The following is a 19,143-nucleotide window of genomic DNA, read 5'->3' on the forward strand; positions in this document are numbered from 1 at the left end:
CCCTGGCTCCCGCTTTCAGACCCGGATGTAGGCGAAACCGGCCGCCTGCGCTTCAGCCAGGGCCACCACCCCGGCTGGCACCACAGTCACGCCGCTGGGCAGACTGGCCTGGTCTATCTCATAGGCTTCTAGCGCGTTGTGGCAGGCCTGAACTTCCAGGCCCTGGCGGGTGGCTGCGGCCAGCCGTGCCGTCACTTTGTTGTGGCCCTGCAGCGCTGTGACCGCCTGTCCATTCAGAACCAGGCGCGCGGCAGCGCCGGGGCGGGCCGCCCACAGATTCTCGGCGTTGGCCAGGGCGTGGTTCAGGTTGGCCGGGTCGCTGACGTGCAGCACTACTTTCAGGGCAGCTTCGGAGGAGGACATGCGGCCAGTTTAGCCGCCCGCTGCGCTGCTGCCGCAATTTCTTCCTGCAATTCCAGGGGGCTGTCGAGCCTGATCTCGGCGTCCAGTGTGAGCAAACTGGCGGCCAGCAGGCACAGGTCATGGCGTCCAGAACGTTGGCAGCGCAGGCGAGTCCCATCCCCTTCTGGTGACAGCTCGGTGCGCCAGCCCAGTTCACTGGCCTGTCTGACCTCAGCCGGGGGCAGGCTCAGCCACACGCTGACCTCAAAAGGAGCCGGCAGATGCGGCAGGGTAGCCTGAAGGTAGGCCAGAGCGTCGAAGCCGGCCGGCGGTTCGAAGGTTTCCGGTGTCACAGCCGCCGCCGCAATACGGTCTACCCGGAAACAGCGCAGCTCGCCGCGCAGCAGGCACCAGCCCACCAGATACCAGCGCTCCTCGTAAAAGGCTGTGCCGTAGGGCTGCAACTTGCGGCAGGTTTCGGGGCCGTCGGTTTTGCAGTACACCGTCTCCAGCACCCGCCCGGTGCCCAGCGCCTCTATCAGCGCCGCCCAGACGCTGCCGCCCAGTTGCACGGTCCAGTCGCCGCTGCCCACCCCCACATGCCGCTCCAGCGCCGCCAGCTGCTGACCCACTTCCGACGGTAGCACCCGCTCCAGCTTGGCCCGCGCCGAGGCGGCGGCTGGAGCCAGTGCTCCCAGCCCCAGCATGTTGAGGGCGCCCAGACCTGCACCCAATGCCAGGGCTTCCTCGGCGCACAGTGCCAGCGGCGGTAGCTCGGCCGTGTGCAGGCGGTAAGCAGCGCCGCGCCCCCGTGTGCTGGTCACCGGAAAGCCCATGTCCTGCAGCCGCGCCACATAGCGTTGCACGGTGCGCGGGCTGACTTCCAGCCGGCGGCCCAGTTCGGCAGCACTCAGCTCGCCGCGCAGGTGCAGCAGGTTAAGCACCGTCAGCAGGCGCATGGTGGGGTCGTAGGTCATGGTTCCAGGCTAGCGGGGAAGAGCGACAGGTTCTGACGGGTTATGCCCATAACATAACTTCAAGGAGGAAATATGAACCAAATGACCAGCTTGGAAACACCCCTGCTGACAGCTGCTCGGCTGCTGACTCACTGGCAGGGCCACCGTGACCTGACCCGCCGCACCATCGAGGCATTTTCAGAGGAGGGCTTCGAGCAACATCACGCGTCTGGCATGCGCTCTTTTCAGGAGATGACACTGGAAATTCTGGGCATGATGGACCATCAGCTGAAGTGGTTGCGTAGCGGCCAGCCCCAGTGGGACGGGGCTCAACCCGGCCAGCAGCTGCCCAGCCGTGCCGAGATACTCAGGCGCTGGGACGAACAGACCGCTGAGCTGGCGCAGGTCTGGCCTACAGTCAGCACTGAGCTGTGGTTGACTCCTGTGGATACCGGCTGGGGCAGGATGTCGGCTTACAAGAGCGTGGAATACCTGATTGAGAACGAGATTCACCACCGCGCCCAGGGCTACGTGTACTTGCGCGAACTGGGGACCGAACCTCCCAGCTTCTATGAGCGCAGCGACGTGACTGAGGAGTAAATCGGAGAGATTGCCGGGCATGGTAGCCTGACCGGCAATCTTCTCCCAAATATTCCTGAGTGACTTCACCAGAGCTGCCCCGCAGAACTGGCAAACTGCCCTGCACCAGCCTTACATACCAAGGAGAAAACCATGACTTTGCCTCTTCCTGACCTGCTGCTGGAATCCTTCCGCCGCAATGTCCGTGTCAATAACATGCTGCTTCAAGCCATCACCTCCGCCGATCTTGACCTGAGCGACGGGCGTGGTGGTTGGACGGTAAGCCAGCATCTCGGCCACCTCGTTCACTTTCGCCCCGCCTGGCTGAGCATGCTTTCGCCTGCCGACGCGCAGGGGCTGCCCGAAGTCATCGAGGGCGAAAGTTGGCAGAAGTTTTCCCTCTCCGAGCGTGACCCCGCGAAGCTGGCCGAAGCCTTTCGGCTGGGTGACGCCGCCGCTCTGAAAGCTGTGGAGGCTGCACTGAGTGAGGGCCGGACCTTTCCCGACCCGCATGGCGAAGGCAGTTATCAGTCCAACCCGGCTCACTTCCTCCAGCACATCATCGTCCACGACAGCCACCACCGGGGCGCAGCGCCGAGGAAATGGATGCGTTGGACGGGCACTGGGCCATCTGGCGCGAGTAGGCCTGCGGGCGGGCAGAAGCTGCCTCTATACTGAGGGTTATGCGTACGGTGACCGTCGGAACTCGTGGCAGCACGCTGGCTCTTTCCCAGACCCGCTGGGCAGTAGAACGGCTCAAGGAGCAGTGGCCCGAGACCGAATTCAGAATTCAGACCATCACCACCAAGGGCGACAAGAACCGTGCCAGTTTGCAGAGCATGGCCAGGGCCGGCGACAAGGGCTTTTGGATCAAGGAGATTCAGGACGCGCTGCTGGCAAAAAGCATCGACATCGCTGTGCACTCGCTCAAGGACCTGCCCACCGAGCAGACCGAAGGTCTCGACATCGCCGCCATTCCCAAGCGTGCCGACGCCCGCGACGTTCTGGTGGGCGCCGAAGGCTTCAAGGTGCTGGCCGAGCTGCCCGAAGGCGCCCGGGTGGGCACCAGCTCGGTGCGCCGCCGCGCTTTCCTCAAAGCGTTTCGGCCTGACCTACAGGTGATTCCGGTGCGTGGCAACATCGAAACCCGCATGGCGGCCGTGGCCACCGACGATTACGACGCCGTGATTCTGGCCGGCGCCGGGCTGATCCGCACCGATCAGCGCCACCGGGCCGATGAATTCATCTCGCCTGAAATCCTGCTGCCGGCTCCCGGTCAGGGCGCCCTGGCACTGGAAGTGCGCGCCGACGACGACCTGATCGCGGAGGTGGCCTACGCCATCAACGACGCCGTGACCGATGACCGCATCACTGCCGAGCGCGAGTTCCTGGCGGGGCTGGGGGCCGGCTGCTTGGCGCCGGTGGGGGCCTTTGCCACCGTCAAGGGTGACCTGCTGACCCTGGAAGGCTGGGTGGGTGCCGTGGACGGCTCCAAGGTCATCAAGGCGACCACCAGCGGTGACGCCAGCGAGTGCGCCGACCTGGGCGCCGAACTGGCTGAGGACATGCTCGGTCAGGGCGCCGCCGAGCTGATCGAGCAGGCTTCTGCGGAATAAATAGGTGGGTGAAGGGGAGAGAGGAGCGCTATTCAGCGCTCTTTTTTCGGATGCCCCTTGCCAGCTTCGCCTAGAGCATTTGACAAAGAGATGGCACAGCTTTTTGGCGAGCGGACTGTTACAGCTCGCAGAGAGCGAGTGTAAAACAGGGAGCAGGACGAGCTTGCAAAGCTGCGGAGCAGAGAATGGAGCAGGTAGCAGTGCTGTGCCGACGCACGCGTCATTCGGAGAGCTGCTCTAGACTGCGGCCATGCCCTCCGCCCAACCTTCTGGCCCCGCCGCATCCGAGCCGCCTGCCCGGCGCCTGACCGTGATTCATACCGGCGGGACCATTGCCAGCCGCCCGCAGGCTGATCACCGGCCGGGGGTCACGCCGCAGGGAGCGCCCAGCTTGCCGGAGCTGCGCGGCACCGAGGTGCGGGACCTGATGCCGTTTACCCTGCCCAGCCCGCACATCAAGCCGCACCACATGCTGGAACTGGCCCGGCTGATTGAGCGGGTCGCGCCCGAATCGGACGGCATCGTGGTCACCCACGGCACCGACACCCTCGAGGAAACTGCCTACGCACTGCACCTGCTGGTAGACACCCCGGTGCCGGTGGTGCTGACCGGCTCAATGCGGCACATGGAAGAAGCGTCCTGGGACGGCCCCGGCAATCTGCTGGACGCGGCCGGCGTGGCGCTGGACCCCCAGACCCGGGGGCGCGGGCCGCTGGTGGCTTTTGGCGGCGACATTTTTGACGCCCGCACTGTGACCAAGGTGCATTCCACCGCCATAGACGCTTTTGGCGGCTACCCGGGCCCTATCGGCCGCATTGACCGGCTGGAGGGCCGCAGCTACGTGCGTTACTTTGCCCGCCCCGAGGAGCGCCCGGTGTACCGGCCGGAAGCCTTAGACGCCCGGGTCGAGATTCTGTACGCCTACGCCGGCTGGGAGGGGGAGGGCTTTGCCGAAGCTCTGGCCCGCGCCGACGGTCTGGTGATTGCGGCGCTGGGGGCCGGAAACCTGCCGGCCGAGCTGCTTCCCCTGATCGAGCAGGCGCAGGCCACCGGCAAACCCATCGTGATTGCCACCCGCACCGACGCGGGCGCCGTGATTCCGGCGTATGGGTACGCCGGCGGTGGGGCGACCCTCCAGGCTGCCGGGGCCATTCCCGCCAGTTTCCTCAACGCGCACAAGGCGCGGATTCAGCTGCTGGTGATGCTGAGCTTTAAGCGCTCGCGCGACCAAATAGCTGCTGTATTTTCTGCAGGAAACCTGTAGGCCGGTTCTCGGCGGGGGCTTCGGAAAGCAGCTGATCCAGCGAGATGTTCAGGCCCCGGCGCAGGTCTTCCGGGAGGGCTTGCTCGAACCAGAACCCGCCGGCCCGCTCGCTGAACTGCCGGCAGAGCAGGCGGTGGGCTTCTTCGCCGCAGCGCAGCGGGCGGCCATTGACGAACACAGCCTGAACGCGCGATTCGCTGAGGTGCACACACAGCCGGGCGCGGCTGGCCAAGTTGGTAAAGGCCAGGATGCCGGTCTGAGCTTTGACGTTGGACAGGGCCTCGGAGAAGTTCTGGTGCTGGAAGTTACCGACTAGGGTCATATGAAGCCTCCTTCATGTGGCGGGAGAAACCTGTCAGATCAGACCCCGTAACTGGAATATTTCCAAAATTTACGGCTGAAGCACCTGTGCCAGATGGTTTTCTTACCTCTCCCTTTATCTGGGCTTTAAGAATACAGAATATAGGCCGTATCTTTATGCAATCTAAACGACAAAACATAGGTTCGGGTGATTCGTTCCAAACATTTCCAAACTTGCTCTTGGTTTTTACCGTCTGCTCTGACAGATTTCTGGCGGCTGCCTGGGCTGCTTCTGCTCAGTTTCCCGCCACTTCAGGCAGCCGGATGCCGTAAATCCGCTCGGCATTGCGGTCGGTCTGCTGTTCTAGTGCGGTGGCTTCTAGGCCGCGCAGAGCAGCCACGAACTCCAGGGTGTGCCGCACGTAGCCGGGGCGGTTGGGCTTGCCACGCCGGGGCACCGGGGCCAGGAAAGGAGCGTCGGTTTCCAGCAGCAGCCGGTCAAGTGGCACCTCACGGGCCGCCGCCTGGATTTCAGGGGCGTTCTTGAAAGTCACGTTGCCCGCGAACCCGAAATAGGCTCCCCGCTCCAGCCCGTAGGCCAGCAGGTCACGGTTGCCGGCAAAGCAGTGCAGAATCAGCGGGATATCCTCCCAGCCGGGCAGCACCTCCAGCAGGCCACGGTGCGCGCTGTCCTCGCCTTTTTTGTCGCGCACGTGAATCACCAGCGGCTTGCCGGCGCGCCGGGCCAGGTCCAGCTGCCACTCCAGCGCTGCTCGCTGCTGCGGGCGCTGCTCCGCGTCCCAGTAGTCGTCTAGGCCCGTTTCACCGATGCCTACCACCCGTGGGTGCCGGGCCAGCTGCTCCAGTTCGGCGCGGTGCTCGGGGGTGTCGTCTTCTGTTTCGGTCGGGTGGATGCCCACGGTGGCCCAGACATCCGGAAACTGCTCGGCCAGCGCCACGGCGCTGCGGGCATGTTCCAACCCGGCGCCAATGCAGACCATGGCGTCCAGGCCCAGTTCGCCGCGGGCCGAGGCCGGATCGTCGAGGTAGTCGAGGTGGCAGTGGGTATCAATCATGCTGCTCAGGCTAATCCCGCCGGGCTCCCGGCGCCGTAAGCCGGGCCGGCTGGCCGTGAATTCTGGCCAGCTGCTCCTGAGGAAATGCTAGTCTGATTTGCAACCACCTACGGGAGCACCCCAATTCGTTCTGTCCGCATCCTGCGAGATGCCCCGCCCGCTTTTTCCTGCATGTGCATGAGAGGCCGGGGCGGTAAGTCCGTCCGAGAGACGGCGATGGAGGCTTTATGAACCAAGCAGCCCCACTTTACGAAGGCAAGGCCAAAAAGGTCTTTGCCACCGAGAACCCCGCCGAATACGTCGTGCAGTACAAGGACGATGCCACCGCCTTCAACGCGCAGAAGCGTGGGCAGTGGGCCGGCAAGGGCGCCACCAACAACGCCATTACCGCGCACCTCTATCCCTTGCTGGAAGGGGCCGGGATTCCCACCCATTTCATCGAGCGGCTTTCCGAGACCGAGCAGCGGGTCAAGGCCGTCAAGATCGTGCCGGTGGAAGTCATCGTGCGGAACCTGGCGGCCGGCAGCTTTTCCAAGCGCCTGGGCGTGGATGAAGGTGCCGCGCTGGAGCGGCCGGTGGTGGAGTACTGCTACAAGTCCGACGCGTTGGGCGACCCCCTGATCAACACCGACACCGCCGTGGCCCTGGGCTGGGCCAGCGAGGCGGACCTGGCCCGCATCCGCGAGCTGGCGCTGCAGGTGCGCGATTTCTTGGTGCCGTATTTTCAGCAGCGCGGCGTGACCCTGGTGGATTTCAAGCTGGAATTCGGCAAACTCCCGGACGGCGAAATCGTGCTGGCCGACGAAATCAGCCCCGATACCTGCCGCTTCTGGGACATGGCGACCGGCGAACGGCTGGACAAGGACCGCTTCCGCCGCGACCTGGGCGGCGAGGCCGAAGCCTACGCCGAGATGCTGAAACGGGTCACACAAGAGGTTTAAGACCGCAGCGGGCAGGCGGGCTTTTCCCGCAGCCCGCAGAGAGAGCCTCCCAAGCCGGGACGATTCACAACGCAAGCATGCGCCGGGGCCTTCCTCCCGCAGAGGACGCGCGGCCCCGGCCCGAGGAGCCTTTAACCATGTCCAACTACCAAGCCAAAATCTATGTGACCCTCAAGCCTTCTATCCTTGACCCGCAGGGCCGCACGGTGGAGCGGGCCCTCGCGCACCTGAACCACGCCAATGTGGGCGGCGTGCGTATCGGCAAATACATTGAGCTGAACCTGTCGGGCGAGCGCTCCGAAGTGGAAGCGCAGCTGAAAGACATCGTGGAAAATGTCCTGAGCAACCCCATCATGGAAGATGCCCGCTGGGAGCTGGCCGAAGCGCAATGAAAACCGCTGTTATTCAGTTTCCCGGTTCCAACTGCGATACGGACGCCCTGGAAGCCGCCCGGCTGCTGCTGGACGACGGTGCCCAGTTCGTCTGGCACACCGAAAGCGCTCTGCCGGAAGGCACCGAGCTGGTGTTTATCCCCGGCGGCTTCAGCTACGGCGACCACCTGCGCAGCGGCGCGATTGCCGCCCGCAGCCCGATTATGAAGGCAGTGAAAGCCCACGCCGAAGCAGGCGGCTTTGTCCTGGGCGTGTGCAACGGCTTTCAGGTACTGACCGAAGCTGGCCTGCTGCCGGGCGCACTGAGCCGCAACCGCGAACTGCACTTTCACTGCGCCCCGGTTCACCTAACGGTGGAGAACGCCGACACCGCCTTCAGCCGCGCTTACAGCAAGGGGCAGGTTATTGAAATCCCCATCGCGCACGGCGAGGGCAACTACTACGCCGACGCCGAGACGATTGGCCGCCTGGAAACCGAAGGCCGGGTGGTCTTCCGCTATCAGGACAACCCCAATGGCAGCCTCAACGACATTGCCGGCATCGTGAACGAAGGCGGCAACGTGCTGGGCATGATGCCCCACCCCGAACGCGCCGTGGAGCTGCTGCTGGGCAGCGAAGACGGCAGAGGGGTGTTCGAGTCGCTCAAGCAGCAGTGAAGTGCTGGAGCGGGGAAGACGGCGCTTGAGCAGCGGCCCAGGGACTTTAGAAGTGCTTTTTTTGCGCTGGCGCTGGTCCCTCGCTGCCGCGTTTCTTCCCGCTTGGCGCTGCTGGCAGCCCTGAGCCGGCTGCAGCACGCTTCTTTCGTTTCTCCGGCTTTCGAGGCCCCAAGGAGTTCTCATGACCCAAGCAACCCCCTCCCTCCGTTCCCAGGCCGCCACCTTTGGCCTGTCCGAATCCGAATACGACATTCTCGTCGAGCGCATCGGGCGTGACCCCAACGCCCTGGAAGCCGCCATCGTGGGCGCGATGTGGTCCGAGCACTGTGGCTACAAGAACAGCCGCCCGCTCTTTAAGGCATTTCCCACCGAAGGCCCGCAGGTGCTGCAAGGCCCCGGCGAGAATGCTGGCGTGATTGATATTGGTGAAGGCTACGGCGTGGCCTTCAAGATGGAATCGCACAATCACCCCTCTGCCGTGGAGCCGGTGCAGGGCGCGGCGACCGGCGTGGGCGGCATCCTGCGCGACATCTTTGCGATGGGCGCGCGGCCTTTTGCGGTGCTGGACAGCCTGCGCTTTGGCGACCCCGAAAACCCCCGTACCCGCTTTCTGCTGAACGGCGTGGTGGACGGTATCTCGCACTACGGCAACGCGATTGGCGTGCCTACCGTGGGCGGCGAAACCATCTTCCACCCCAGCTACCAGGAAAACCCGCTGGTGAACGTGATGGCGCTGGGCCTGCTGCGGCACGAGGACCTGGCGACCGGCACCATGGGCGAGGTGGGCAACCAGATTATTTACGTCGGCTCCAAGACCGGCCGCGACGGGCTGGGCGGGGCCGTGTTCTCCAGCGCCGACCTTAGCGCGGCTTCGCAGGCGGACCGCCCCGCCGTGCAGGTGGGCGACCCCTTCATGGAGAAACTGCTGCTGGAAGCGACCCTGGCAGCCATTCAGGCCGGGCTGGTGGCGGGCGTGCAGGACATGGGCGCCGCCGGGCTGGTGTCCAGCACCTGCGAGATGGCTTACCGCGCCGGCCTAGGCATCAGCATGGACCTGAACGCCGTGCCTACCCGCGAGTCGGGCATGGTGCCGATGGAGCTGTGCCTGAGCGAGTCGCAGGAGCGGATGATTCTGGTGCCGGTGCCGGGCAAGGAGCAGGAACTCTACGACCTGCTGGCCAAGTGGGAACTGGACGTGGTGAACATCGGGCAGGTGGAGGGCCACCAGAACTACCGCCTGCTCTGGGACGGCGAAGTGGTGTGTGACCTGCCGGTGGACCTGCTGAACGAGGCCCCCAAGTACACCCGCGAGGGCGTGGAGAACCCCATGATTACCGCCCGGCGCGAGATGGACCTCAGCGGCACCGAGATGCCGGCCGACCTCGGCGCGGTGCTGACGGCGCTGCTCTCGCACCCCACCATTGCCAGCAAGCGGCCCATCTTCGAGCGCTACGACCATCAGGTGATGACCAACACCGTGGTGGTGCCCGGCGCTGCCGACGCCGCCGTGATGCGGGTGCGCGGCACCGGCATCGGCGTGGCAGCCACCAGCGACTGCAACCCCCGTTTCGTGTATCTGGACCCCTATACCGGGGCGGCTGCCGCCGTGGCCGAAGCGGCCCGCAACCTGGCCTGTGTGGGCGCGACCCCGCTGGCGATCACCGACAACCTCAACTTCGGCAACCCGCACGACCTGGGCGTGTACTACCAGTTGCAGCAGTCGGTCCAGGGCATCGCGGACGCCTGCCGTGCGCTGAACACCCCAGTGACCGGCGGCAACGTGAGCCTCTACAACCAGTATGTGGAAGGCGACGAGAAAGTGGCGATTCACCCCACCCCGACCATCGGCATGGTGGGCGTGCTGCCGGACGTGACCCGGCATGTGGGCATGCACATTCCCGCCGGCGCGCACAGCCTGTACCTGCTGGGCGAACTGGGCCAGAGCATCGGCGCCAGCCAGTACCTCGAAACGGTGCATGGCCTGGAAGCCGGTCAGGTGCCCGCGCTGGACCTGGAGCTGCACCAGAAAGTCATTGACGGCACCCTGGCCCTGATCCGCGAGGGTCTGGTCGCCGCCGCCCACGACGCGGCCGAAGGTGGCCTGAGCGTGGCTCTGGCCGAGATGCTGCTGGGCGCGGCAGGGCAGGGCGCCGAGATTACCCTGGACGCCCCCACCAGTGTCCGCGCCGACGCGCTGCTGTTCGGGGAAACCCACTCCAGCGTGGTGGTGGCAGTGCCGCTGGGCCAAGAAACGTCCGCCGAAACCCGCCTGGCTGAACTGGGCGTGCCCTGCCAGCTGCTGGGCACCGCCAGCGGCGAAAGCGGCGAACGCCTCACCTTCGCGCTGCCGCAGCATGGCCTAAACTTCAGCGTCAGCCTTGCCGCCTTGAAAGAAGCCCACAGCCAACCGCTGCGGGACATCCTGGCCTGAAGTTCCGGGCCCTGGCGGGCACTGGCGCCCCTTACCTCCGCCCGCCTCTCCCACCCTTCTCTGCGCTGCTACCCCCTTTCCAGTCCAGCCGCCCCGCGAACCAACCGACCCGGCCTGCCGCTTTTCCTCTGCCGGCAGGCCCCAGGCAGGAGCCCCAGCATGATTTTTGATTCCACCACCGACAAACCCCAAGACGAGTGCGGCGTATTCGGCATCTATTCTCCCCAGGCGCAGGACCTGGCCTGGATCACCTACCTGGGGCTGTTCGCCCTGCAGCACCGCGGCCAGGAAGCGGCCGGCATCTGCGTCAGCAACGGCGAGAAGCTGCATGTGGACAAGGACCTGGGCCTGGTGTCGCAGGTGTTCACCCCCGAGCGGCTGGCGTCGTTCAGCCTGCCGGACGCCCACGTGGGCATCGGGCACGTGCGCTACTCCACCACCGGCTCCAATCTGCGCTTCAACGCCCAGCCGCTGAACACCCGCACCAACAAGGGCATTCTGGGCTTTGCACACAACGGCAACTTCGTGAATGCGCTGGAAGTGCGCGCCGAAATGCTGGACGAGGGCGCGCTGTTTCAGACCACCAACGACTCCGAAGTGATGCTGAACCTGATCGCCCGCGAGAGCGGCAAGGACCTGATCGAAGCCACCGCCCACGCCATGCAGCGGCTCAAGGGCGGCTACGCCTGCGTGCTGATGAGCCGCACCCAGCTGATCGGGTTCCGTGACCCCAACGGCGTGCGCCCGCTGGTGCTGGGGCAGCGCGAGGACGGCGCCTACGTGCTGGCGTCTGAACCCTGCGCGCTGTACGCCGTGGGTGCCCGGCTGATCCGCGATGTGCAACCCGGCGAACTGGTCAGCATTGATGAAAACGGCCTGCACTCGCTGATGGTGGAGCAGGCCCAACCCACCCCATGCTCGTTCGAGTGGATTTATTTTGCCCGCTCCGACAGCCTGCTGGACGGCGTGGATGTCCACGAAAGCCGCGTGCGAATGGGCGAGCAATTGGCCCGCGAGAAGCCGGTAGACGCCGACGTGGTGGTCCCGGTGCCGGATTCCGGCATTGGCGCCGCCATCGGCTACGCCCGCGAGAGCGGCATTCCCTTCGACTACGGTCTGTACAAGAACCCCTACGCCGGCCGCACCTTCATCGCCCCCACCCAGGAAGCCCGCGAGCTGAAGGTCAAGATGAAGCTGAGCCCCACCTCGGCCATCCGGGGCAAGCGGGTGGTCTTGATCGACGATTCCATCGTGCGCGGCACCACCAGCCGCCAGATCGTGAACCTGCTGCGCGACGCCGGCGCTGCCGAGGTGCATTTCCGGGTGAGCAGCCCGCCGATTACCCACCCGTGCTTTTACGGCATCGACACCGCCGCCCGCAAGGAACTGGTCGCCTCCACCCACAGCGTGGACGAAATCCGCGACCTGATCGGCGCCGACACCCTGGCCTTTATCAGCGACCAGGGCCTGCGCGAAGCCATCAGGGGCCAGGGCCTGTGCGGGGCCTGCTTTACCGGCGACTACCCGGCCGGCGTGCCCATCCTGAACGACGTGGATAAGCTGGCGCTGGAGGGGTGAGTCGCAGACTATGAACCTTCTCCTCGTCCGTCACGCCCAGTCCGCCAACAACCTCCTCTACGCGCAAACCGGCAGCAGCGAAGGCCGCCACGCCGACCCGTCCCTGACCGAGCTGGGGTTTGCCCAGGCACAGGCGCTGGCCGACTTTGCCCGCACTGACGCCACCTGGCAGGGGGTCACGCACCTGTATTGCAGCCTGGCCCGCCGGGCGGTGCAGACGGCAGCCCCGCTGGCGCAGGCGCTGGGGTTGCCGGCGCAGGGGCTGGCGCAAGCCTACGAGGCGGGCGGCCTGTTCGAGCGGCAGGAGGACCGCACGCCCTACGCGGTGCCGGGCCTCTCGCACGCCGAATTGCTGGCCGATAACCCCGCGCTGCTCTGGCCCGCCGACCTGCCGGCCGCTGAGCCCTGGGCCGGCGGCTTTGAAGCTTACGAGGAACCGGGCGTGCTGGAAGCGCGGGCGGCGCAGGTGGTGGAGGTGCTGCGGGCCGCGCACGGGGAAGCCGACACGGTAGCGCTTGTCACGCACGGACACTTCACCCAGTTTCTGCTGCGGCAGTTCATTGCCCACGGCAACGCCTATTTCCGGGTGGTGAACACCGCGACCACCCTGCTCACCCTGCCGGGACCGGACGCGCCTGAGGGTTGGGGGCCGCTGGTGGACTGGGTGAACCGCTTCGACCACCTGCGCCCGGAGCAGGTGAGCCAGTAAATGGGGGAAAGCCAGTCAGCGGGAGAGGGGAGACCACGCGGGCCACAAGCCTAAGCGATAGGTTAATGTGGGGGGAGGGTTTGCCCTCAGGGGCGCGGCGCATACTCGGGGCAGAGCCACACAACCTGCCCCGAAATTCACTCCGGCTCTGGGAGACCCTATGAAACTGAAAGCTTCTGTTCTGATGTATGCCCTGGGCTACGCCTCTATCGCTGTAAGCGCCTATCGTTACTTCAGCACCGAAAAGAGCAGCGACGAGCGCGACGCGCTGTTTATGGGCGACTGGGCCCCCACCTTCTTCATCCTGGGCAAGGCCGCCGAGGACCGCGAAGTGCGCGGCCACAGCACCACCAGCCTCGACTGGGAAAGCTGAGCCGGAGTTTCCTGCTGCCCCCCACTGCCCCCGCCACGGTCGGTGGGGGTTTTTGCTGCACCGGGCCGTCTTGGCGGCGGCTCCCCAACAGGGCTTGAGCCTCCTCCCATCTGCAGGAGCCGCCCGGCAGCTCAGACTGGTGGCAGGAGGAAATCACCATGCCCAAAGCCTGGAGCAACAAGGACGAACGTCAGTACCAGCACGTCAAGGACAGCGAAGAGAAACGCGGCCGCTCCGAGGACCGGGCCGAGGAAATCGCGGCGCGGACCGTCAACAAGCAGCGCCGCGAGGAAGGCCGCACGCCCAACCAGCGCACCCAGGGCACCGGCAACCCAGACCGCCCGCTGGCCGACCTGACCCGCGACGAACTGTACAACCGCGCCAAGGAGCAGAACATCGCCGGCCGCAGCCGAATGTCCAAAGACGAACTGATTCAGGCGCTCAAAAAATAGGTTGCCTGCCGGGTACACTGCCGCTATGCCCCCGCTGCGTTCCCAGATTCACCCCGGCCTGACCGTCGACATCGTGCAGAAGCAGGATCAGCCCACCGGCAAGCTGACCCGCGGCGTGGTGGCGCAGTTGCTGACCCGCTCGCCCTCGCACCCGCACGGCATCAAGGTGCGCCTGACGAGCGGGCAGGTGGGCCGGGTACAGGCGGTGGTGACGCCCGCAGACAGTCCTCAGGTCGGCTCCTGAACCCGCCTGACCGGGCACCCCGGCCGCAGACCGGGTTTGCATTTGCCCGGCGGTGGCTGCGGCATACTGCCCCCATGCAAGGCCGCTTCTCCCTCTGGACCTCACTGCTGACGGCAGGGCTGAGTGCGCTGCTGGCTGCCGGCAGTGCGCCGGCCCTGGCGCAGACGGCACCCGTGGCGGTGGACAACATTCCAGCGCGGCCTCTGGGCACAGCGGTGCCGGCCGCGCCGCCCCTGAGCCTGCCCCCGTTGGCGGTGCCGGAAACCGGGAATACGCCCGCGTCTCCGGCTCAGCAGACGTTCGATCAGGTGGCCGGGCGGCTGCGTGATGACTATGCCGGGCTCTCGGCGGTGGACCGCGCCGCGCTGATTCAGGAGTATCAGGGGCGGCTGCTGGCCGTGTGCCAGAGCCAGGCGCTGAACTGCCCCGCCGAAACCGCCTATCCGGTGATCGAGGCGCAGCTGACCGCGCTGGGCGACGCCCACACCTTCTTGCAGTGGCCCGACGAGTACCAGGATTTCGTGAGCAGCGCCGTGGGCGGCGAGCGATTGCAATTCGGCTTCAAGCTGGCCGAGCTGGATGGTGAGCGCCGGCTGATCACCGAGGTGGTGCCCGGCAGCGCGGCCGACCGGGCCGGCCTGCGGCGCGGTGACGTGGTGCAGCGGCTGAACGGCCAACCCTACCGCTACGATGACCTGACTGCGGCCCGCGTGGCTGGCCGGCCGGCCACACTGCTGCTGGACCTGGACCGCCAGGGCCGTCGCCTCAGCGTCACGCTGACAGCTGCCCGCACCGCTGCCGCCGACCCACCGCGCCTGAGCTGGGTGGGGCCGGAAAAGGCTGCCCACCGCACCGCCGTGATCCGGATTCCCACCTTTCTCTCGGCCGGCGAGGTGGCCGCCCGGGTCCACGAGGAAGTGGGCCAGGCCAGGGCCAGGGGCGCGGGCGGTATCGTGGTGGACCTGCGCGGCAATGCGGGCGGCAGCCTGCTGGAGTGCGACCTGGCCGCCAGCGCTTTTGTGCCGGAATTTCGCCGTGTGGCCCACAGCGCCGGGCGCGAAACCCAGACCCGGGTGGCGGGCGGCAGTCGCTGGGACGACGGCGTGCTGGCCGGCCGGATCAGCCGCCCGCAGCTGTGGCGCGGTCCCCTGACCGTGCTGGTGGATGAAGGCAGCGCCTCCTGCGCCGAGTTCTTCGCCTACGAGATTCAGCGGGCTGGGGCCGGCGTGGTGGTCGGGGCCCCGACGTCTGGGGTGGGTAATACTGCCACCCGCGTCTTTCCCCTGACCGGGGGCGCCGGGTTGCAGCTGACCGTGCTGCACTACTCCAAGCCGGGCGGGCAGCCTTACCCCTTGCAGGTGCAGCCGGACCTGAAGGTAGAAAGCGGCGAAGCGTTCCTGCGGGCGCTGGCACAGGGCCGCGACCTGGCTCTGGAAGCTGGCCTCCAGGCGCTGCGCCGCCAGAGCCTTGCCCATGGCACCCTGCGCCCGGCTGAGTAAACGCTTTTCTCCCCGTTTGCCCTCGTCCGGCAGGCCGGTCAGCGGCCAGCGCAGGTCAGCGCTGTGGGTCGGCGCGGGGCACTTCCTTCAGTGCCCAGCGCAGTGCGAACACGGTCAGAAAGCCGGTGGCCATCAGCAGCAGCCAGGGCAGCTGTGGCTGGCCCAGCGCCGCGCCGAAATCCACCAGGCTGCCGCCCAGCACGTTGCCCAGCGCGCCGCCCACCCCCAGGCTGATGGCGCTGAACCCGAAATAGCTGCCCAGCAGTTCCGGCGGGGCCAGCCGCGACACCAGCGTCTGCTGGGTGGGGAACACCAGCATGGTGCCCAGTGAGTACAGCGCGGTGCAGCCCAGCAAGAGTGGGAAGGAATGAGCGAAGCCCATCAGCCCCAATGACACGGCCACCAGCGTCACGGCGGCGGTCAGGATGGTGCGGGCGCGGAAGCGGGTTTCGGCCCAGCGCAGCAGCGGGTACTGCAGCGCCACGGCCAGCCCAGCATTCAGCGCATAAAGCGGGCCGGTGGCGCCGGTGCCGGCCAGGTCCACCGCCTTGAGGGTCACGGCCACATTCAGCTGGCTGCTCAGCAGAAAGTAACCGATGAGGGCCAGCGTGAGGTTCACGAAGCGCCGGTCCTGCACGGCGCGGCGCAGGCCGCTGAACCCGCCGCCACCCTCCTGGGCCGGCTGCACTGCGGGCAGAGTCAGCTGCAAGATCAGCCAGCACACCAGATATGCGCTGGCGCTGATCAGGGCGGACGCAGTAAAGCCCAGCCCGATCATGGCGGCACCCATCAGCGGCCCCAGCACCATGCCCAGGTTGCCGGAGATGCTCAGCAGGCTGAACAGCTGGGTGCGGTGTTCCGGCCGGGTCAGGGCGGTCAGCGCGGCACTTTTGGGCGCGTCGAATAAGGCACCACCGGCCCCGGCTACCAGCCCCGAAAGCAGCAGGGCCACGAAAGTCTCCGAAAAAGCCATGCCGGCAAAGCCCACCGCACGCAGCACGCAGCCCCACAGAATCAGTTGCCGGGGGCCCACCCGGTCGGCCCAGGCCCCGCCGAACACGGTCAGGCCCTGCTGTGCCAGTTGCCGCACCCCCAGCACCGTGCCCACTGCGCTGGCCGCCCAGCCCAGGTTGCCCACAAAATGCACCGTTACCAACGGAATAATCAGGAAGAACCCGGCCCACATCAGGAAAGTGACGGTCAGCAGGCCCCACTGCGCCGGGCTGACCAGGCGCAGGGAAAAAGGAACGGGGGCGTCAGAGGCGAGGGTACCAGAGTCGGGGGCAGCAGACATCAGTGTTCTAGCCTACTCTGCTCTGCATGCGAGAAAGCAAGTGGGAGGCGGAGAAAAGTGGGCAGGGGGCCCGGGCCGGTTTTACGGATTGTTCTGAAGGGCTCTGGCCGGGAGGCCCGACTCGCTACACTGAGATCTGTGAGTCCGCTGCCCTGGTTCCGCCTTCCGGCCCTGCTGCTGCTGGCGCTGCTGGCCTATGTGTTGCCGGCGCCCGGCAGTGGGCTGAGTGGGCTGGGCGGACTGAGTGCCCAGGGCCAGACCGGCAGTGGACCGGCCGTCAGCTTGCCCCAGCGCCAGCCGGGAGGCGCGTCACCGGGTGCCAGGCCACCTGCCGGCGGCAGTCAGGCGGCCACTACACCGGCCCCGCTGCCCACCCTCCCGGCCGAAACCCTGCGGCTGTTCGAGCGGTCGCGTCCGGCGGTGGTGCGCCTGGGCAGCCTGGACCCCGGCGCCATGACCATGGGCCTGGGCACCGGCTTTTTCATCTCGCCTACCGGTCAGCTGCTGACCGCCTATCACGTGGTCAGCGAGGGCCGGCTGTTTCAGGTGCAGACCCTGGCGGGGCAGCGCTACCCGGCGCGGCTGGTGGGCTTCGATGCGGCTGCCGACGTGGCGTTGCTGCAGGTCGAGGCCAAAGGCCCTTTTCCTTACCTGGGCCTCTCGCCGCGCCCGCCACAGGTGGGCGAGCCGGTGCTGGCGATCGGCAACAGCGGTGGGGATTTCCTGCAACCGCGTGAAGGCCGGCTGCTGCGGCTGGAAGCGGCGTCGGGCCGGCCCGATTTTCCGCAGGGCACCCTGGAAATGGACGCCCGCCTGGCGCCCGGCGACAGCGGCGGGCCCATCATCAACGGACTGGGGCAGGTGATCGGGGTGGTCAGTTATATCCGCGTAGATGAGGCTGGCGCCACTGAAACGTCCTACGCGGTGCCCACCGTGGAAGGCAACGCCCTGATCACGGCCCTGAGGGGCGGGCAGCAAAAAGACCGCGGCGTGGTGGGGCTGGTGTTCGACATCTACCACGACGGCCTGACCGAAACGCCCGGCGGGGTGGTTTCGCGGGTGGCCCATGGCAGCCCCGCCGAGAAGGCCGGGTTGCGGGGTGCTGCCCGCGACCCCAAAACCGAGCAGTTGGTGAGCTTCGGGGACATCATCATCAGTGTGCAGGGCGTCCGCACCCGCAACGCCAACGAGGTGGTGCGCGAGTTGCAGCGTTACGGGGTGGGGGAGACGGTGACGGTGCGCTACCTGCGCGGCGGCAAGGAATACACGGCGCAGCTCAAGATGGTGCCCAAGCGGTCCATGTCCGACCTGTAGCTCCTCCCTCGGTGGGCAGAAACGGGCAGGAAGTGTAAAGCCACGTTTACTGCCCGCTTGACTGGCCGGCATTCGGCGCTCCTAGACTGAAAACATGTCGCGAGCATTTGTCAAAGAAGAAGCTGGCAGTGCCTGGGAACCGCCGGCCGAACAGTGCCGCTATCAGGTGGTGCTGCCGGGTTCCGGCCACCGCGAGGTGGTCTTTCAGGCCGATGATCTGCTGAAGGTGCTGCGCTGGATGTCGGACGTGCGCCGCCCTCACCTGGAGCTGCGTGACTGGGCCGGCGTCCTGCTGGCCTGCGTCTGACACCGATATTTCCGCAGGTTTCCCTATAGTTCAGCCGCCCCAGCAGGTGGCTTTTTTGCTGCCGGGGCGGCGCTGGTGCGCTCTGCCTCAGCGGCGGCGGGCGGCCTCGTAAATCAGGATGCCGGCTGCCACGCTGGCGTTGAGGCTCTGCACCTGACCGCGCACCGGAATGCTGACCAGGCCGTCACAGCGCTCGCGTACCAGCCGCCGCAGTCCGTCACCTTCCGAGCCGATCACCAGTGCCACCGGGCCGCTGAGGTCCAGCTGTTCGACCGGCTGCGCCGCCTCGCCGGCTGCGCCGTACACCCAGACGCCCTGGGCCTTGATGTCCTCGATAAAGCGCGGCAGGTTCTTGACCTGTACCAGCGGCAGGTAGGCAGTGGCGCCGGCGGCGGTTTTGGCGACCACCGCGCTCAGCGGCGCGCTGCGGCGTTCTTCCACCACCACGCCGTGGGCGCCCAGCACCTCGGCCGAGCGCACGATGGCCCCGAAATTGCGGGGATCGGTGATGCCGTCCAGCAGCACCAGCAGCGGGGCGTCGCCGCGTGACTCGGCCAGATCCCAGACGGCCTGGGGGTCCGACCAGCGCAGTTCTTCCGCCTCGGCCAGCACGCCCTGGTGCGCGGTGGTGCCGGCCAGCTGATCCAGCTCAATCCGGGGCGCCTGACGCACCCGCACGCCGGCCTGCTCGGCCAGAGCGCGCAGCTGCCGGGCAAAAGCTTCTTCGACTCCGTGTGCCAGCAGTACTTCCTCCACGCGCCCTTCCCTGAGGGCTTCGGTGACCGGGTTGCGTCCGTAAATCAGCATGGCTGGCAGTCTA

At 66.6% G+C, this 19,143-nt stretch carries 22 protein-coding genes; 16 read left to right on the forward strand and 6 right to left on the reverse strand.

All coding sequences use genetic code 11. The annotated features are described in order from the left end of the window. Positions 1-15: 15 nt before the first annotated feature. Together OCI36_RS00515 and OCI36_RS00520 are read right to left on the reverse strand one after the other, a co-directional pair. The gene (locus tag OCI36_RS00515; RefSeq protein ID WP_261663116.1) at positions 16-363 is read right to left on the reverse strand and encodes a DsrE family protein; all 348 of its coding nucleotides are present in this window, start codon (positions 361-363) and stop codon (positions 16-18) included. After that, positions 339-1,319 (reverse strand): helix-turn-helix transcriptional regulator, encoded by a 981-nt coding sequence (locus tag OCI36_RS00520; RefSeq protein WP_261663117.1) that lies wholly within the window; start codon positions 1,317-1,319, stop codon positions 339-341. The genes OCI36_RS00515 and OCI36_RS00520 overlap by 25 nt, the downstream gene beginning before the upstream one ends. A 72-nt stretch (positions 1,320-1,391) precedes the next feature. Here OCI36_RS00520 and OCI36_RS00525 point away from each other — a divergent pair, with 72 nt between their 5' ends. The 4 genes from OCI36_RS00525 to OCI36_RS00540 all read left to right on the forward strand — a co-directional run bounded on the left by OCI36_RS00525 (position 1,392) and on the right by OCI36_RS00540 (position 4,757). Then, on the forward strand, positions 1,392-1,898 hold the full coding sequence (locus OCI36_RS00525; RefSeq protein WP_261663118.1) for a DinB family protein: 507 nt from the start codon (positions 1,392-1,394) through the stop codon (positions 1,896-1,898). A 132-nt stretch (positions 1,899-2,030) separates the two neighbouring features. Then, entirely contained in the window at positions 2,031-2,555 is a 525-nt protein-coding gene (locus OCI36_RS00530; protein ID WP_315941224.1) for a DinB family protein, read from the forward strand. 5 nt (positions 2,556-2,560) lie between these two features. Beyond that, on the forward strand, positions 2,561-3,493 hold the full coding sequence (gene hemC, locus OCI36_RS00535; RefSeq protein ID WP_261663119.1) for a hydroxymethylbilane synthase: 933 nt from the start codon (positions 2,561-2,563) through the stop codon (positions 3,491-3,493). 250 nt (positions 3,494-3,743) lie between these two features. Further along, positions 3,744-4,757 (forward strand): asparaginase, encoded by a 1,014-nt coding sequence (locus OCI36_RS00540; protein ID WP_261663120.1) that lies wholly within the window; start codon positions 3,744-3,746, stop codon positions 4,755-4,757. On the opposite strand, the gene OCI36_RS00545 is transcribed toward OCI36_RS00540, so the two are convergent. Then, on the reverse strand, positions 4,705-5,079 hold the full coding sequence (locus OCI36_RS00545) for a hypothetical protein (RefSeq protein ID WP_261663121.1): 375 nt from the start codon (positions 5,077-5,079) through the stop codon (positions 4,705-4,707). The two genes, OCI36_RS00540 and OCI36_RS00545, sit on opposite strands and share 53 nt — an antisense overlap. Before the next feature lie 274 nt (positions 5,080-5,353). Further along, the gene (locus OCI36_RS00550) at positions 5,354-6,133 is read right to left on the reverse strand and encodes a TatD family hydrolase (RefSeq protein ID WP_261663122.1); all 780 of its coding nucleotides are present in this window, start codon (positions 6,131-6,133) and stop codon (positions 5,354-5,356) included. 227 nt (positions 6,134-6,360) lie between these two features. Here OCI36_RS00550 and purC point away from each other — a divergent pair, with 227 nt between their 5' ends. The 10 genes from purC (at position 6,361) to OCI36_RS00600 (ending at position 15,408) form a co-directional block, all read left to right on the forward strand. Next, positions 6,361-7,074, forward strand: a complete 714-nt coding sequence (gene purC / locus OCI36_RS00555) for a phosphoribosylaminoimidazolesuccinocarboxamide synthase (protein ID WP_261663123.1) — start codon at positions 6,361-6,363, stop codon at positions 7,072-7,074. 137 nt (positions 7,075-7,211) lie between these two features. Beyond that, on the forward strand, positions 7,212-7,466 hold the full coding sequence (gene purS, locus OCI36_RS00560) for a phosphoribosylformylglycinamidine synthase subunit PurS (protein WP_261663124.1): 255 nt from the start codon (positions 7,212-7,214) through the stop codon (positions 7,464-7,466). Continuing rightward, the gene (gene purQ / locus OCI36_RS00565) at positions 7,463-8,122 is read left to right on the forward strand and encodes a phosphoribosylformylglycinamidine synthase subunit PurQ (RefSeq protein WP_261663125.1); all 660 of its coding nucleotides are present in this window, start codon (positions 7,463-7,465) and stop codon (positions 8,120-8,122) included. Before purS ends, purQ begins: the two co-directional genes overlap by 4 nt. Before the next feature lie 181 nt (positions 8,123-8,303). Beyond that, complete coding sequence (gene purL / locus OCI36_RS00570) at positions 8,304-10,553, forward strand: phosphoribosylformylglycinamidine synthase subunit PurL (protein ID WP_261663126.1); 2,250 nt, start codon at positions 8,304-8,306, stop codon at positions 10,551-10,553. Positions 10,554-10,712: 159 nt separating this feature from the next. After that, positions 10,713-12,131, forward strand: a complete 1,419-nt coding sequence (purF, locus tag OCI36_RS00575; protein WP_261663127.1) for an amidophosphoribosyltransferase — start codon at positions 10,713-10,715, stop codon at positions 12,129-12,131. Between the two features lie 10 nt (positions 12,132-12,141). Beyond that, positions 12,142-12,840 carry a histidine phosphatase family protein gene (locus OCI36_RS00580; protein ID WP_261663128.1) on the forward strand — a complete coding sequence of 233 codons (699 nt, stop codon included), beginning with the start codon at positions 12,142-12,144 and terminating at the stop codon, positions 12,838-12,840. Positions 12,841-13,000: 160 nt separating this feature from the next. Continuing rightward, positions 13,001-13,213 (forward strand): hypothetical protein, encoded by a 213-nt coding sequence (locus OCI36_RS00585; protein WP_261663129.1) that lies wholly within the window; start codon positions 13,001-13,003, stop codon positions 13,211-13,213. A gap of 158 nt (positions 13,214-13,371) precedes the next feature. Then, entirely contained in the window at positions 13,372-13,665 is a 294-nt protein-coding gene (locus OCI36_RS00590; protein ID WP_261663130.1) for a Rho termination factor N-terminal domain-containing protein, read from the forward strand. A 25-nt stretch (positions 13,666-13,690) separates the two neighbouring features. After that, positions 13,691-13,909 (forward strand): YwbE family protein, encoded by a 219-nt coding sequence (locus tag OCI36_RS00595; protein WP_261663131.1) that lies wholly within the window; start codon positions 13,691-13,693, stop codon positions 13,907-13,909. 74 nt (positions 13,910-13,983) lie between these two features. Next, positions 13,984-15,408: a S41 family peptidase gene (locus OCI36_RS00600; protein ID WP_261663132.1), complete on the forward strand. Its 1,425-nt coding sequence runs from the start codon at positions 13,984-13,986 to the stop codon at positions 15,406-15,408. A 55-nt stretch (positions 15,409-15,463) separates the two neighbouring features. On the opposite strand, the gene OCI36_RS00605 is transcribed toward OCI36_RS00600, so the two are convergent. Continuing rightward, a complete protein-coding gene (locus OCI36_RS00605) occupies positions 15,464-16,702 on the reverse strand; it encodes an MFS transporter (protein WP_261663133.1) in 1,239 nt (412 codons plus the stop codon). Positions 16,703-16,840: 138 nt separating this feature from the next. On the opposite strand from OCI36_RS00605, the gene OCI36_RS00610 reads away from it, so the two are divergent. Together OCI36_RS00610 and OCI36_RS00615 are read left to right on the forward strand one after the other, a co-directional pair. Continuing rightward, a complete protein-coding gene (locus OCI36_RS00610; RefSeq protein WP_261663134.1) occupies positions 16,841-18,016 on the forward strand; it encodes a S1C family serine protease in 1,176 nt (391 codons plus the stop codon). A gap of 94 nt (positions 18,017-18,110) precedes the next feature. Next, on the forward strand, positions 18,111-18,323 hold the full coding sequence (locus OCI36_RS00615) for a hypothetical protein (protein WP_261663135.1): 213 nt from the start codon (positions 18,111-18,113) through the stop codon (positions 18,321-18,323). A gap of 87 nt (positions 18,324-18,410) precedes the next feature. On the opposite strand, the gene rlmB is transcribed toward OCI36_RS00615, so the two are convergent. Further along, on the reverse strand, positions 18,411-19,130 hold the full coding sequence (gene rlmB, locus OCI36_RS00620) for a 23S rRNA (guanosine(2251)-2'-O)-methyltransferase RlmB (protein WP_261663136.1): 720 nt from the start codon (positions 19,128-19,130) through the stop codon (positions 18,411-18,413). Positions 19,131-19,143 lie beyond the last annotated feature (13 nt).

It is taken from the genome of Deinococcus sp. Marseille-Q6407 (assembly GCF_946848805.1).
GTDB lineage: Bacteria > Deinococcota > Deinococci > Deinococcales > Deinococcaceae > Deinococcus.

Excerpts from the sequence above, each read along its gene's own strand:
- purL (WP_261663126.1), top strand. The coding sequence starts at position 8,304 with ATGACCCAAGCAACCCCCTCCCTCCGTTCCCAGGCCGCCACCTTTGGC.
- OCI36_RS00600 (WP_261663132.1), top strand. The coding sequence starts at position 13,984 with ATGCAAGGCCGCTTCTCCCTCTGGACCTCACTGCTGACGGCAGGGCTG.
- OCI36_RS00545 (WP_261663121.1), bottom strand. The coding sequence starts at position 5,079 with ATGACCCTAGTCGGTAACTTCCAGCACCAGAACTTCTCCGAGGCCCTG.
- OCI36_RS00540 (WP_261663120.1), top strand. The coding sequence starts at position 3,744 with ATGCCCTCCGCCCAACCTTCTGGCCCCGCCGCATCCGAGCCGCCTGCC.
- OCI36_RS00530 (WP_315941224.1), top strand. The coding sequence starts at position 2,031 with ATGACTTTGCCTCTTCCTGACCTGCTGCTGGAATCCTTCCGCCGCAAT.
- OCI36_RS00585 (WP_261663129.1), top strand. The coding sequence starts at position 13,001 with ATGAAACTGAAAGCTTCTGTTCTGATGTATGCCCTGGGCTACGCCTCT.
- OCI36_RS00615 (WP_261663135.1), top strand. The coding sequence starts at position 18,111 with ATGTCGCGAGCATTTGTCAAAGAAGAAGCTGGCAGTGCCTGGGAACCG.
- OCI36_RS00550 (WP_261663122.1), bottom strand. The coding sequence starts at position 6,133 with ATGATTGATACCCACTGCCACCTCGACTACCTCGACGATCCGGCCTCG.
- OCI36_RS00520 (WP_261663117.1), bottom strand. The coding sequence starts at position 1,319 with ATGACCTACGACCCCACCATGCGCCTGCTGACGGTGCTTAACCTGCTG.
- OCI36_RS00580 (WP_261663128.1), top strand. The coding sequence starts at position 12,142 with ATGAACCTTCTCCTCGTCCGTCACGCCCAGTCCGCCAACAACCTCCTC.
- OCI36_RS00595 (WP_261663131.1), top strand. The coding sequence starts at position 13,691 with ATGCCCCCGCTGCGTTCCCAGATTCACCCCGGCCTGACCGTCGACATC.
- OCI36_RS00605 (WP_261663133.1), bottom strand. The coding sequence starts at position 16,702 with ATGTCTGCTGCCCCCGACTCTGGTACCCTCGCCTCTGACGCCCCCGTT.
- hemC (WP_261663119.1), top strand. The coding sequence starts at position 2,561 with ATGCGTACGGTGACCGTCGGAACTCGTGGCAGCACGCTGGCTCTTTCC.
- purF (WP_261663127.1), top strand. The coding sequence starts at position 10,713 with ATGATTTTTGATTCCACCACCGACAAACCCCAAGACGAGTGCGGCGTA.
- rlmB (WP_261663136.1), bottom strand. The coding sequence starts at position 19,130 with ATGCTGATTTACGGACGCAACCCGGTCACCGAAGCCCTCAGGGAAGGG.
- OCI36_RS00515 (WP_261663116.1), bottom strand. The coding sequence starts at position 363 with ATGTCCTCCTCCGAAGCTGCCCTGAAAGTAGTGCTGCACGTCAGCGAC.
- OCI36_RS00590 (WP_261663130.1), top strand. The coding sequence starts at position 13,372 with ATGCCCAAAGCCTGGAGCAACAAGGACGAACGTCAGTACCAGCACGTC.
- purC (WP_261663123.1), top strand. The coding sequence starts at position 6,361 with ATGAACCAAGCAGCCCCACTTTACGAAGGCAAGGCCAAAAAGGTCTTT.
- purQ (WP_261663125.1), top strand. The coding sequence starts at position 7,463 with ATGAAAACCGCTGTTATTCAGTTTCCCGGTTCCAACTGCGATACGGAC.
- OCI36_RS00525 (WP_261663118.1), top strand. The coding sequence starts at position 1,392 with ATGAACCAAATGACCAGCTTGGAAACACCCCTGCTGACAGCTGCTCGG.
- purS (WP_261663124.1), top strand. The coding sequence starts at position 7,212 with ATGTCCAACTACCAAGCCAAAATCTATGTGACCCTCAAGCCTTCTATC.